General features: G+C 67.9%; 12 protein-coding genes. 6 read left to right on the top strand and 6 right to left on the bottom strand.

Annotation, left to right across the window (positions count from 1 at the left end; all coding sequences use genetic code 11):
• The 5 genes from VNS22_RS13370 to VNS22_RS13350 all read right to left on the bottom strand — a co-directional run.
• Positions 1-720: hypothetical protein (locus tag VNS22_RS13370; protein WP_325733181.1), on the bottom strand; the 720-nt coding region annotated here is incomplete at its 3' end.
• Between the two features lie 658 nt (positions 721-1,378).
• Entirely contained in the window at positions 1,379-1,879 is a 501-nt protein-coding gene (locus VNS22_RS13365) for a Crp/Fnr family transcriptional regulator (protein WP_325733179.1), read from the bottom strand.
• A gap of 118 nt (positions 1,880-1,997) precedes the next feature.
• A complete protein-coding gene (locus VNS22_RS13360) occupies positions 1,998-3,767 on the bottom strand; it encodes an adenylate/guanylate cyclase domain-containing protein (protein WP_325733177.1) in 1,770 nt (589 codons plus the stop codon).
• A 102-nt stretch (positions 3,768-3,869) separates the two neighbouring features.
• Entirely contained in the window at positions 3,870-4,754 is an 885-nt protein-coding gene (locus tag VNS22_RS13355) for a DMT family transporter (protein ID WP_325733175.1), read from the bottom strand.
• Between the two features lie 19 nt (positions 4,755-4,773).
• Entirely contained in the window at positions 4,774-5,562 is a 789-nt protein-coding gene (locus VNS22_RS13350) for an alpha/beta fold hydrolase (RefSeq protein WP_325733173.1), read from the bottom strand.
• A 42-nt stretch (positions 5,563-5,604) separates the two neighbouring features.
• Between VNS22_RS13350 and VNS22_RS13345 the strand changes: the two genes are divergently transcribed.
• On the top strand, positions 5,605-6,234 hold the full coding sequence (locus tag VNS22_RS13345) for an HD domain-containing protein (RefSeq protein ID WP_325733171.1): 630 nt from the start codon (positions 5,605-5,607) through the stop codon (positions 6,232-6,234).
• Between the two features lie 121 nt (positions 6,235-6,355).
• Here VNS22_RS13345 and VNS22_RS13340 read toward each other — a convergent pair whose 3' ends face one another.
• Positions 6,356-7,909 (bottom strand): hybrid sensor histidine kinase/response regulator, encoded by a 1,554-nt coding sequence (locus tag VNS22_RS13340; protein WP_414653358.1) that lies wholly within the window; start codon positions 7,907-7,909, stop codon positions 6,356-6,358.
• Positions 7,910-8,196: 287 nt separating this feature from the next.
• Between VNS22_RS13340 and VNS22_RS13335 the strand changes: the two genes are divergently transcribed.
• The 5 genes from VNS22_RS13335 to VNS22_RS13315 all read left to right on the top strand — a co-directional run bounded on the left by VNS22_RS13335 (position 8,197) and on the right by VNS22_RS13315 (position 12,618).
• A complete protein-coding gene (locus VNS22_RS13335; protein WP_325733167.1) occupies positions 8,197-9,858 on the top strand; it encodes an ABC transporter substrate-binding protein in 1,662 nt (553 codons plus the stop codon).
• Between the two features lie 98 nt (positions 9,859-9,956).
• Positions 9,957-11,078 (top strand): sugar ABC transporter permease, encoded by a 1,122-nt coding sequence (locus VNS22_RS13330; RefSeq protein ID WP_325733165.1) that lies wholly within the window; start codon positions 9,957-9,959, stop codon positions 11,076-11,078.
• Positions 11,079-11,122: 44 nt separating this feature from the next.
• Positions 11,123-12,013: a carbohydrate ABC transporter permease gene (locus VNS22_RS13325; protein ID WP_414653357.1), complete on the top strand. Its 891-nt coding sequence runs from the start codon at positions 11,123-11,125 to the stop codon at positions 12,011-12,013.
• Between the two features lie 176 nt (positions 12,014-12,189).
• Entirely contained in the window at positions 12,190-12,324 is a 135-nt protein-coding gene (locus tag VNS22_RS13320) for a hypothetical protein (RefSeq protein ID WP_325733161.1), read from the top strand.
• Between the two features lie 84 nt (positions 12,325-12,408).
• Positions 12,409-12,618 (top strand): hypothetical protein, encoded by a 210-nt coding sequence (locus VNS22_RS13315; protein WP_325733159.1) that lies wholly within the window; start codon positions 12,409-12,411, stop codon positions 12,616-12,618.
• Positions 12,619-13,124 lie beyond the last annotated feature (506 nt).

Raw genomic sequence — 13,124 nt, 5'->3', positions numbered from 1 at the left:
GTCGATCACCACGTACTGCTTGTCTTCCTTGAGCAGGGTGGGGATGACCTTGTTCTGCAGGTGCGCCGTGTTGGGCACGTCACGGGAGCCGCTGCCGAACAGCTCCTCCACGTAGAGGATCCGCATGAACTCGCTGATGCCGCAATTGGCGAACGAGGACGGCATGCCGGTGTAGCGGAAGCCGCGATAGAACTTGAAATAGGGCTTCTTGGCCTTGGGCGGCGGTGCGGTCACCGCATCCTCGGGGAACTTCGCCGCCACCGCCTTGGCATAGGCGTCGACATAGGCATCGGTGACCTTGTTCTTGTCCCGGTACAACTCGTATTCGGCCTGCTTGGCGGCCGAGTACTTGCCTTGTTCCTTGAGTTCGGTGAGGCGGTAGCGCCAGCCGGACTTCTCGATCGGCGTGTTGCCCAGGATCGGGTCGATCGAGGGGTCGCTGGGCAGCGGGTTGGGCGTCGGGCCGGTGGCGAGCGGCGTGCCGTAGATCGCGGAGACGGCGGCGGCATAGGCCACCACCCACTCATCAGTGAGCTTGTACTGTTCCAGGTAGGACAGGTACTGCTCGGCCTTGAAAGTATTGGTCTGGCCAGCGGCGCGTATCAACACCAGGTTGTAACGCCAGCCAGTATTGGCGATCGGGACAGTGCCCAGATCGACCGCGGCCGGGGCCGGGGTGGCAGAAAGCAGGGCGCAAGCCAGCACAGTCGCGGCAAGCATTGCCGCGCCTCGGACGCGAACCATGGACACCTCAATCGATGGCTGGGGAACTAATCGGCGCTGTGTTTGTCGTCTGAACTGATGTCGGAATCATGGGTTCATCCATATGCATGGATAACGCCATGATTATCAGCTGTGACCCCCTTAAGAACGCCGAATTACCCGTAGTTATACGGCTCGTTCCGGAAACCACCAGAGAAAGTTCCCATATTGCTGGAATTTAATCTTGAACTTTCAACGTGGACGAATGAAGCGTAAATGCTACCCGGAAGAGATTTTTCTAATATCCAGGTAGATGAATTAGCCGGTTCTGTGGAACGACAGCGAAGGGTTTCGCGATTCGCGCCGTCCCGCGCCTGTTAGACGCGTTCAAGATGAACAAGTATTTGGAGAATGCCGCGCCTGGAGAGAGCGGGCACACGTGCAGCGTCCGTGCGCGGGCTACCGGCCAAAGCAGCAGGGAATCGGGCAGGCATCAGGTCTATCATCCTGCCGCCATGCCGGGGAGGACCGCCCGGATCATGCGCCGGGCGGTATCGGGGGCGGCCGCCGGACACATCCCGTCGGCGACCTCCGCTTCATCCTGGAACAGGGCTTCCAGGCTGCTCGAGCCGGGAAGCCGATCCTCACAACGCCGGGCAGGGCCCGGCAACGTCTCCTACATCCAGCCGGCATACATGTAGCGGGCCAGCTCCGGGTCGACGTCCGGCGCCAGCGCCTTGCCCAGCCGGTCCAGCGCCCGGCCGATGACGCCGCGCGGCTTCTCCCCGGACAGCCCGTGACGCAGTTCGACCATCGCCTCGTTCGCCGTGGCGAGCCGCCTGGCCATGACCGTCGCCACGAACAGGGCCGCCACCGGGTCGCAGCGCAGGAACCCGGCGGCATCGGCGACGCGGAAACTGCAGGCGGTGACCGCCGTGACGTCGGCGGTGTGCGGTTGACCGAGCAGCGCCGAGATCTCGCCCAGCACCGTACCGGGCTCGGCCAGCTGGCAGATCTCGACGTCCTGCTTGGTGACCTGGGCCGTGCCGGAAACCAGGATGAACAGCTTGCCCGTGCTGGTGCCCGCCTTGAGTATCGGCGCACCCTCGGCGAAGCTTTCGAGCGGCAGGGTCTCGATGCGTTCGCGCAGCGAGCCGGTGTCCAGCAGCAGTTCCATGTTCACGAGCCTCCTAATATCCTGGGGGATCGACCTGCCGACTTGGCCCCCATCTCAGACGAGCGTAGCTGAACTGTAGCCGCCAGCAAGGGGCCGGCTCCGTCTGAGCGGACCGCTCCTAGACCGGCAGTCCCGCCAGCCGCAAGCTCCCGTGAAAATGTGCCTGGTCCTCCGCACGGCGCAGCGGGGTGGTGTCGAGCAGCCAGCGGCAGCATTCCCCGGCATCCGGCACTTCCTCGCCACACCATTGCGCGGCTGCCTGGGTGACGAAGGAGGCGGCCTCGTCCCGTGCCTCGGCCAGCCGGCCCAGCCTCGCCAGCATCGCGGTCCGCCAGGCCGAGCATCGCGGGCCGGCATTGCTCCCGGCATCCAGGCGGGCGAGGGCGGCAGGGTAGCGGTGCCCCAGGAAGTCGATCCGGGCAGGGTACCAGTACCAGGCCTCCGTGCGCATGGCCTCGCCCATGAGCGTCACCGCCAGCTCGTTCTCACCCAGGCATGCCCGCATCCAGGCGGCGCCGATCAGGACGGTCGAGTCGTTCGGGTTCAAGGCAACAGCCTGGTCGTCATGGGCGCACGCACGGTCATAGCTGCGCCGGAACAGGCAGATGCTGGCGAGCGCGGAATGGACCCGCGCGTCGTTGGGATCGAGGGCCAGGGCCCGCTCGGCATGGCCCAGCGCCTCGTCCAGCAGGGCATGGCCCGCCGGGCGGGGCCTGGGCGCCACGCCGTCGAGCAGGCAGGTCCAGGCCAGCCCGTTATGGGCGCGGGCGAACCGCGGGTCGAGGCTCCGGGCGCGCTGGAACAGGGCGGCAGCCTCCACCCGCTCCTCCCGCGTGCCGTCCATGAGCTGGTTGCCGCGCAGGAAGCAGTCATAGGCGCCCCAGTCCTCCGGCGGCCGGCGCCCCGCCATTTCGCGGATCTCCCGGGAAAGTCGCGTCGCCACCGTGTAGGCGATGCTGCGCACGACCTGGTCCTGCATCTCGAACAGCTTCTCGACATCCCGGTCGAAGCGCTCCGACCAGAGATGCCAGCCGGTCGCCACCTCGATCAGCTGGGCGGTGATCCTGATCCGCGTGCCGTGGCGCCGCACGCTGCCTTCCACGATGAACCGGGCACCCAGCAGCCGGCCGAGCTCGTGGATCGGCAGGTCGGTGTCGCGGAAGCGGAACGAGGAGGTCCGGGCGGCGACCGCCAGCGGCCGGAACCGGGCGAGCTCGGTGATGATGTCCTCGGTGATGCCGTCGCTCAGATAGGTCTCTGCCGGATCGCCGCTCAGATTGACGAATGGCAGGACCGCAACCGAGGGGGCCACCACGCTTGGCCCGGGCGAGGGCAGTGCCGGCGGGGGCCGGCCATCGGCGGGATCGACCCGATAGACCCGCACCGGGCGCGCGATGTTCTTGAGGCGGTGCTCCCCGATCGGAGTGATCGTGCAGTCCAGCTTGCCCGGCAGGTGGTCGAAGGCGGTTCCCGAGATCGCGATGCCGTCCGGCGGGGCCAGTTCCTGCAGCCGCGCCGCGAGGTTGACCCCGTCGCCATAGATGTCGCCGTCCGCGGCACCGATGATGTCGCCGAGATTGATGCCGATCCGCAGGCGGATCCGGTCCTCGGCAGGATCGTCGGCGGCACGCGCGCGCATGGCCTGCTGGATGCGCACGGCACAGTCGACCGCGTCGACGACGCTGCCGAACTCGGCCAGCAGCCCGTCGCCCATCCGCTTGACCAGCCGGCCGTGCCGGCTGGTCAGCAGCGGCTCGACCAGCTCGGACTGGCAGGCGAGGGTGCGCGCAAGCGTCTGCCGCTCGTTCTGCTCCATCAGCCGCGTGTAACCGGCGACGTCAGCCGCGAGGATCGCGGCGAGGCGGCGTGTCGCTTCTGGACCGGCCATGCAATTCTTCCCAGGGGACCGGGTCAGGATCGGGGGAGGACTGTACCAGGAATCCGGTCCGGCACCATCGATGTGACCCGCAGACGGGACGTGACCGCTGGCTCAGGCCCGGCGACTGCCGCCGGCCAGGACCAGCCAGACCCCGGCTCCGGCGGCGACCAGGCCCAGCATCGCCAGGAGCGAGAAGGTCTCGCCCAGGATCAGCCAGGCGAGCAAGGCCGCCAGGCCCGGCACCAGATAGAGCAGGCTGGTCACCCGTGCCGCCTCGCCCCGGTGGATCATCAGGTTGAGGAGGGTCACCGCCACGATGGAGTTGGCGAGCACCAGATAGGCCATCACGCCCAGGAAGCCTGGCGCCAGCGTCACGCTCGGCGTCTCGGCGAGGAAGGCGGCCGCGACGCTGAATGCGGCGGCCGCCAGATACTGGACGGTGCCGCCCGCCCACAGGTCGAAGCTCGGGCAGAACCGCTTCTGCAGGAGGACGCCGCCGGTCAGCGCCAGCATGGCGGCGAAGACCAGGACGATGCCGCCCGGCGTGCCGAGGCCCAGCGCCAGCTTGTTCCAGATCACCAGCGTCACGCCCACCAGGCCGAGCACCAGGCCCAGCCACTGCCAGGGCCGGACCCGCTCGTCCAGGAGCGGCATGGCGATGCAGGCCGTGATGACCGGCTGGAGCGCGTTGATGAGGGCGGCGGTGCCGGCCCCGACCCCGCTGGCGAAGGCCAGGTAGACCAGGACGAAGTGGACGCCCAGGTTGAGCAGGCCGACCAGCGCTACCCAGAACAGCTCGATGCCGCGCGGCCAGCGCGCGCGCAGCACGAACGCGATCACGGCGAAGATCGCAGCGGCCAGCACGAAGCGGATCGCCACCATCGCGATCGGCGTGGCATAGGCCAGGCCCAACCGGCCGGCGATGTAGCCGCCGCTCCACAGGAGCAGGAACAGGACCGGTGCGGTGCGCTCGACCAGCCCGCCCTGGCGGATCAACGGCCCATCCGTGCCACTGTCACGTGGCGGGCCGGGTCAGGAAGGCCTGGAGTGCCGCGAAGAAGGGCTCTGCCGCCTCCACATGGGGCCAGTGCCCGGCCTCGGGCAGGCTCTCGATCTCGACCCGGGGGAACAGGCGGCGCAGTGCCGCCTCGCCGGCCTCGTCGACATAGGGCGAGAGCGCGCCGCGCAGTTGGAGGGTCGGCCCGGGGAATGGCGGGGTACTGGGCGGGTCGGTCCAGCCGATCAGGTCCGGCAGGGCCGCCAGCAGCAGGTCGACGTCGACCCGCCAGCGGAACCCGCCCCCGCCGTCGCTTTCCAGGTTCTGCAGGAGGAAGGAGCGCATGGCGAGGTCGGGCACGGCCGGCTCCATCAGCCGGTCGGCATCGCCGCGGCGCTGCACCTGGGCGAGGTCCAGGGCGCGCATCGCCAGCAGATAGTCGGTGAACGAGCGGTGGCGGTAGGCGATGGGGGCGATGTCGACCAGCACCAGCCGGGCGACCCGGTCGGGCCGGCGCAGCGCCAGATTCATCGCGACCTTGCCGCCCATGCTGTGGCCGAGCAGGTCGACCGCCCCGTCGCCCAGGCCGGCGATCAGCCGGGCCACGTCGTCGGCCATGGCGTCGTAGCTCATGGGCTTGGCCCAGGGGCTCTGCCCATGGCTGCGCAGATCGACCAGCACCACCGGTCGGCCGCTCTCGTTCAGCCGGCGCGCCGGACCGAGCCAGTTGCGGCCGCTGCCGAGCAGGCCGTGCAGCACCACCAGGGGCCGTCCCTCGCCGGGCAGGGCGTTGCTTGCGAGTTCCATCTGCACCTATGCCGGTCGCCGGTTCACGATAGGAGAGCGCGAATGCGGGCGGAACCTAGCGCGGCGGGAAGCGAACGTCTCGCGGCGATCGTCGATTTCCTGCTGCTCGCCGACCGGCTGAAGACGGTGGAGCGGATGGGGATCGTGCCGGGTGTCGGCCGGCGCGAGACGGTGGCCGAGCATTGCTGGCACATGGCGCTCACCGCCGTCCTGCTCGAGCGGGAGCTGGGCTTCGCCGTCGATCTCGGCCGGACCCTGGCGCTGGTCGCCGTCCACGACCTCGTGGAGATCCTGGCAGGCGACACCTATGCCTACGATCAGGCCGGCGTGGCGGGGCAGGCCGAGCGGGAGGAGGCCGCCGCGGCCCAGCTGTTCGGTACCCTGCCGGATGATCTCGCCGCGCGGGTGGACGGGCTGTGGCGCGAGTTCGAGGCGGGTGAAACGCCGGAGGCCAGGCTCGCCAAGGCCTGCGACCGCCTGCAGGGCTTCATGCAGAACGTCGCGGCAAAGGGTGCGGTGTGGAAGGCGAACGGCATCGACCGCGAGCGGACCCGGATCCGCACCGACTATCCGCGCAGCGTGGACCCGGCGATCGATGCGATCATCGACCTGCTCTACGCTCGCGCCGATGCCGCCGGCATGTGGCCGGCCGAAAGCGCGGACCCGGGCTGACCGGGTTCGCGGGAAGGGCCGGCAGAACAGCGGCAGGCCCGCTCGCGGGGCCTCCCTTCCGCCCAGGCCACCTGCCGGCGCAATTCCTGAAACGGCCATCGGCCTGGCCGGGACCGCGCGATCAGGATGCGGCGGCCATGCCCTGATCGGAGGCCGGATGGGACAGGCCCGTTCCCGCCGCTGCGGCCCGCGGCAGGATCAGGGCGATCGTGGTGCCAGCACCCGGCCGGGTCTCGATGCGGACGGCACCGCCCGACTGCCGGACGAAGCCGTAGACCTGGCTGAGCCCCAGCCCGGAGCCCTTGCCGACCTCCTTGGTCGTGAAGAACGGCTCGCACGCCCGCGCCGCGACCTCGGGCGGCATGCCCGTGCCGGTATCGATCACGCGCAGGCGCACGAAGTCGCCGGTCAGCCCTTCCGGGTCCTGGCCGGGGGGCAGCGACAGGTTTCGCCCCTCGATCGTGAGCTGGCCGCCATCTGGCATGGCGTCGCGTGCGTTGACTGCGAGGTTCAGCAGCGCCAGCTCGAACTGGGTGGGATCGGCCTCGATCCGCCACAGCTCCGGCTCGAGGTCGATCTCCAGGCGGATGTCGGCACGCAGCGAGCGGGCCAGCAGCTCGGAGGTGACCGTGAGCGTCGTGCCGATGTCGATCGGCTCCGGGTGCAGCGGCTGGCGGCGGGCAAACGCCAGCAGCTGCTGGGTGAGCCTGGCACCCCGGTCGATCGCCTGCTGCCCGGCGACCAGAAACTCGCGGATCCGCGGATCGTCGCTGCGGCGCTCGACCATCTGCAGGCAGCCCGAGACCGCCTGAAGCAGGTTGTTGAAGTCGTGGGCGATCCCGCCGGTGAGCTGGCCGATCGCCTCCATCTTCTGCGCCTGGAACAGCTGCTCGCGTGCTTCCTCCAGCGCCTTCTGCGCCTGGCGCCGCTCGGTGATGTCGCGGGTGACCTTGGCAAAGCCGACGAGCTGGCCGTTCTCGTGGATCGGGTCGATCACGACGCTGGCGAAGAACCGGCTGCCGTCCTTGCGCACGCGCCAGCCTTCCTTCTCGAAATGGCCCTGCTCGCGTGCGGCCGCGAGTGCCCTGGCCGGCTGGCCGGCCGCACGGTCCTCCTCGGTATAGAAGCGGGAGAAGTGTTGGCCGATGATTTCGTCGGCGCCATAGCCCTTCAGCATCGCCGCACCGCTGTTCCAGCTCGTGACGTGACCGTCCGGGTCGAGCATGAAGATGGCGTAGTCGGTGACCCCCTGGACCAGGCGGCGGAACTGCTGCTCGCTGGCCCGGAGGGTATCCTCGGCGAGCTTGCGCTCGGTGAAGTCCCGGGTGATCCCGGCAAAGCCGATCAGCTGGCCGGCCTCGTCCCGGATCGCGTCGAGCACGGCCATCGCCCAGAACCGGCTGCCGTCCTTGCGCACCCGCCAGCCCTCGTCCTCGCACCTTCCATCCGCGGCGGCGGCCGCCAGTATCTGGCCGGGCCTGCCCGCTGCCTGGTCCTCCAGCGAGAAGAAACGGGAAAAGTCCTGGCCGGTCACCTCGTCGGCCAGGTAGGCCGTGATCCGCTCCCCGCCGGGGTTCCAGGTGATGATCCGCCCCTGCGGGTCGAGCAGATAGATGGCATGGTCGGACACCGCTTCGATGAGCAGCCGGAAGCTTCGCTCGCCGGCCGCCAGCAGTGGGCTTTCCTGATTCTTCGGCCGCGGGTTGATTTTTGCTCGCTCCTGCTGGGTTGGACCGGTCACTGGCCCCGCATATCCGGCAGTCTAGGCGACTGCGGGAAAAATGGCGACTGTGCGGAAATCGCCATGGCGCCCGCAGGAGTGCCGGCCGCGTGTTTCACCTCGACATGCGTTTGGATCCGGAGGAAGTCTCCCCGGCGGGAATTGAGCGCAGACGAACTGGACCGCCGCGGCCCGCGGCCGCGGGATCCCTGAATATTGCAGGATGGGGGAGGATATCGACGATGGCGAAATGGTCGAATGATCGGCTGGACATTCTGAGTGTCGACCGCCGGCGGCTCCTGCAGGGTGCCGCCGGGTTCGGCATGGCGCTGGGCATGGCTGGCGGGCTGGGTGCCTTGTCCCGGACGGCTGCGGCACAGGACAGCATCCGTGCCCAGATCCTGCAGATCCCGGGCGTGGGTGCCGGCTCGCCGGGCGACGCCGACTGGCAGCAGGTCGGCGAGCTGTGCCTGGGGGCCACCAAGCAGAATGTGCAGGAAGGCGAGTTCGCCGGGGTCGAGCTGACCTTCATGGGGCTGAACAACCAGAACCTGCACAACCTCCTGTTCCGCGGCTTCCTCAAGCCCTGGGAGACCTATACCGGGGCGAAGATCACCTGGATCGACCTGGCCCAGGCCGACTACAACCCGCGCCTGCAGCAGGCGATCGCGACCGGCACGGTCGACTTCGACATCCTGGAGATGGGCGCGCCCTTCGAGGGCGATGTCTGCGGCAAGGGGCTCGCGTCCGAGATGCCGGACTGGGTCAAGGCCCAGATCGACATGGACGACTATGTCGACTACCTGAAGGCGCCGGTCGGCACCTGGGACGGCAAGACCTACCGGATCTCGATCGACGGCGACTGCCACAACTTCAACTACCGGACCGACTATTTCAGCGATCCGGAACTGGCCGAGGCGTGGAAGGCCGAGGGTCACGAGGGCGAGTGGGGCGTGCCGCGCACCTGGCAGCAGGTCCAGGCCGTGACCAAGTTCCTCAAGGGCAAGCAGGTCGCCGGGCAGGACGCCTATGGCTATCTGGATCCGCTCAAGCCCTGGGGCGGGTTCGGCTTCTATTTCCTGGCCAGCCGCGCCACCGCCTATGCCAAGCACCCGGACGACAAGGCCTGGCTGTTCGACGTCGACACGATGAAGCCGCGCATCAACAACCCCGCCTGGGTGCGCGCCATCCAGGACGTGCTGGATGTGCTGCCCGACCAGCCGGCCGACCAGCTCAACGCCGACCCGAACACCACCGGCTTCCAGCAGTTCCTGTTCGGCACCGGCTCGATGCTGTCCTGGTGGGGCGACATCGGCTCGAACGCCCGGACCAGCGACTCCTCGGTGATCGGCGAGACGATCGGCTTCGACATCCTCCCGGGCTCGGACGACGTCTACAACAGCAAGACCGGCCAGTGGGACAAGCTCGCCGACGGGCCGAGCTTTGCCCCCAACATGGCCTATATCGGCTGGGGCATCTACGTGATGGCCAGGGTCGACGGGGACGCGAAGAAGCACAAGGCGGCGTGGAGCGCTGCCGCGCATCTGGGCGGCAAGGACCTGTCGCTGTGGACCTCGGCCTACCCGTCGGGCTTCCAGCCCTACCGCAAGAGCCACTTCAACATCGCGGAGTGGACCGAGGCCGGCTACGACGAGGCATTCATCTCCGGCTACCTCGCCTCGCAGTCCAACTCCTACAACCACCCCAACGCCGCGATCGAGCCGCGCATCCCCGGCATCTTCCAGTATTACAGCGTCGCCGAGGACGAGCTGGCCAAGGTGTTCGCCGGCCAGGTCGACGCCCAGACCGGGGCGGACAACATCGCCGCCGCCTGGGAGAAGATCACCGACTCGATTGGCCGCGAACAGCAGATCAAGCTGTACCAGGCCTCGCTCGGTCTCTGACTTGTAGGTTATCCTGTCCGCCGGTCCCGCTCCGCCGGGGCCGGCGCAATTTTTTTTAACGGTCCGCCTCCGGGCGGACGCCCATGACGAGGATCTAGATGCCGCCTGCGCCGTCCGCGACCGCATCCGCCGCCCCCGTCCGAGCGGCACCCGACCCGGCCCGGCGCCAGGCGATCGGCCGCGGCCTGTTCTGGGCGGCGACCGCGCTGCTTCTCGCGGCCGTGCTGGTGCAGGGCCTCCACAGCGCCGGGTGGACGGGGGTCGGCTTCGCCAACTGGCGGCCGGTGCTCTATGCTTACGTGCTCTGGTCGGTGGCCGTGTGCGCCAGCCAGGTGCTGCGCCACGGGCAGCAGGGCCAGCGGGCGCTGTTCGTGCTGCCGGCCTTCCTGTTCACCCTGGCCGTGGTGGTGTTCCCGACCGTCTTCGGCCTGTTCATCGCCTTTTCCGACTGGAACCTGAGCTCGTTCACCGGGCGGCAGTTCAACGGCATCGACAATTTCGTCGCGATGCTGAACGACCCCTATTACTGGAACGCCATGGGCAACATGGTGATCTACGTGCTGGCGGTGCTGGTCCAGTACGCGATCGCCTTCGGCCTGGCGCTGCTGCTCAACGCCGAGATCCGGGCGCGCAAGTTCTTCCGCGTGGCCTTCCTCCTGCCGTTCATGCTGAGCCCGGTGGCGGTGAGCTGGATGATCGGCAAGTCGCTCATGGAGTACCGGTTCGGCCCGCTCGCACAAGCGGCCCGCTTCCTGGGCTGGGACAGCCCGGCCTTCTTCGCCACGCCCTGGGTCGCCCGGGCCAGCATCATCGCCCTGGACAGCTGGGTGTCGATCCCGTTCATCATGATCCTGCTCCTGGCAGGCCTGCAGGCCATGCCCAAGGACATCATGGAGGCGGCCAGGATCGACGGGGCCACCGGCTGGCAGTCCTTCTGGAAGATCACCTTTCCCCTGATGCTGCCGGTCAGCGTCACCGCGATCGTCCTGCGCATCATCTTCCAGCTCAAGCTCGCCGACATCGTGATCAACACCACCGCCGGCGGGCCGGGCGGGGCCACCGACACGGTGACGAGCTTCATCTACCGCGAGTATCGCGACCGCTCGAACGTCGGCTACGGCACGATGCTGGCGGAGTTCTACTTCGTGCTGATCGTGATCTTCCTGACCGTGCTGCTGGCGCTGATCAATCGCTGGATGAAGCGCTTCCCGACGACCTGAGGCTAGGAGTGGCCCCGTTGGCAACCAGTCTGCCCAACCAGAACATTGCCGCCCGCAAGCGGCCCAGCCGGCAGGCATGGGGCCGGGTGATCGTCTATGCGCTGCTCCTGTTCTGGACCTTCGTGTCGCTGTTCCCGGTCTATTGGACCGTCACCACCTCGTTCAAGGTCGCGGCCGACGTCACCCAGGGCCACCTGATCCCCTGGGTCGACTTCACCCCGCAATGGCGGGGCTGGCGCTCACTGGGCCTCTCGCCCGAGACGATCGGCCAGATCTCCACGGTGCGCGACGAGTTCCTCAAGCGCTTCGGCAACAGCGTGGTGATCTCGGTGGGTGCCTCGTTCCTGGCCGTGGCGCTGGGCTCGCTCGCCGCCTACGGCCTGTCCCGCTTCCAGTACCGGTTCGGCAAGCTCGGCAACCGCGACCTGGCCTTCTTCTTCCTCTCGCAGCTGATCCTGCCGCCCGTCGTGCTCGCCATGCCGTTTTTGGTGCTCTACCGCGAGCTGGCCCTGCTCGACACGCGCATCGGCATCATCCTGCTCTACACCCTGACCGTCCTGCCGATCGTGATCTGGATCATGCGCGACCAGTTCCAGTCCATCCCGATCGAGCTGGAAGAAGCCGCCTTCATCGACGGCGCCTCGATCTGGGGCGCCTTCTTCCGCATCATCCTGCCGATAGCATTGCCCGGCATGGTCGCGGCCTTCATCCTGTCCCTGGTGCTCTGCTGGAACGAGTATTTCTTCGCCGCATTGCTCACCAGCACCAACGCCAACACCCTCCCGGTCATGCTCGCCAGCCAGACCGGCTCGCAGGGCGTGAACTGGTGGTCCATGGCAGCGCTCGCCACCGCCGCCATCCTGCCGCTCGCGATCGTCGGCATCCTCCTGGAACGCTACCTCATCAAGGGGCTCACCGCGGGCGCCGTGAAGTGAGCGGGAAAGGGTGCGCCGCGGCCGGCACCTGATCGGGCCCGCTGCCATACCTGAACGACGATGACCTGAAGGATCTGCGTCTTCCGTGCGGGCCCCGGCGGGTCGTAGCCGCAGCCATCTCCCAGTTCCTGCCTGCGCCTCCTGCCGGCGATCGGCCGCAAGGGCGTGGCTTCGAGATGAACAGTGCGGCCAGTGCCGCGATCCGCGCCGCAGCCCAGGCGGCATCGGGGCCTGGCGAGGATGCGATCCTGGCACTGCGCGACGCGATCGCCCGGCACCGCCGGCTGGGCGCCTTGTCCCAGATCACCTAGTTCCTCTGCTTCCTCGCTGAGGACCCGCCGGCACGGCGGCAGTGGGCTGCTGGCCTGTCCGTGAGTGCCGGGACTCTGGCCGTGATGAACGAGACCGAAGAGCGTTCCATCGAGGCGGACATCCACCGGATCGCACGGCTTTGGCTGAAGCAGGGATTGCAGCAGGTCGACGTTCGTGACCTGCTGCAATCCCTGCGCAGGACGGTGGACCATGATGGTGCTTCCGCCGACCTCCGATGTGCCGAGGTGATCCTGGCTGGCATGGACGCCGGAGTGGATCCGGCCCGTTTCTAGCACCCGGTAGCTCCCCGTCCATTCACCATGATCCGTCAGGAGGCTGATCCTTCGGCAGCCGGACGCTGCTGAGCCGGTTGCGCACCGGTCATGTCGTCGGCCGCTGACGCGCAGGCGAAGCGGATCTGGGGCCGGCTATTGAACCCGCTCGCCATGCACGTTGACGGCGAAAAAGTCTCGAATGTTCACCCTAATAGTCTTCTTGCGGGCAAATTAATGATCAAATAGACGCGGTCCGTGTCCAGCTCGTGTGACGCCGAGAACTTGGACTTAGGTTGCTTGACGATTTGGTATATGTATGCATTTTTCCAGAAACTAACAAATGAAGGTGCGACCCATGGCGAGGCGTTGTCCGTGGATTAGTCTGGCGGCCGTCTGCATGTTGTTCGCACCCCCCGGAATGGCCAAGGAACCGCCGCCACCGGTCGCCGACACCGTCTATCTGGGCGGCAATGTCGTGACCATGGACGCCGCCCAGCCGCGGGCCAGGGCGGTTGCGGTCAAGG

Source organism: Geminicoccus sp., from assembly GCF_035556675.1.
Classification (GTDB): Bacteria; Pseudomonadota; Alphaproteobacteria; order Geminicoccales; family Geminicoccaceae; genus Geminicoccus.
This window is presented reverse-complemented; position numbering and strand designations above follow the sequence as displayed.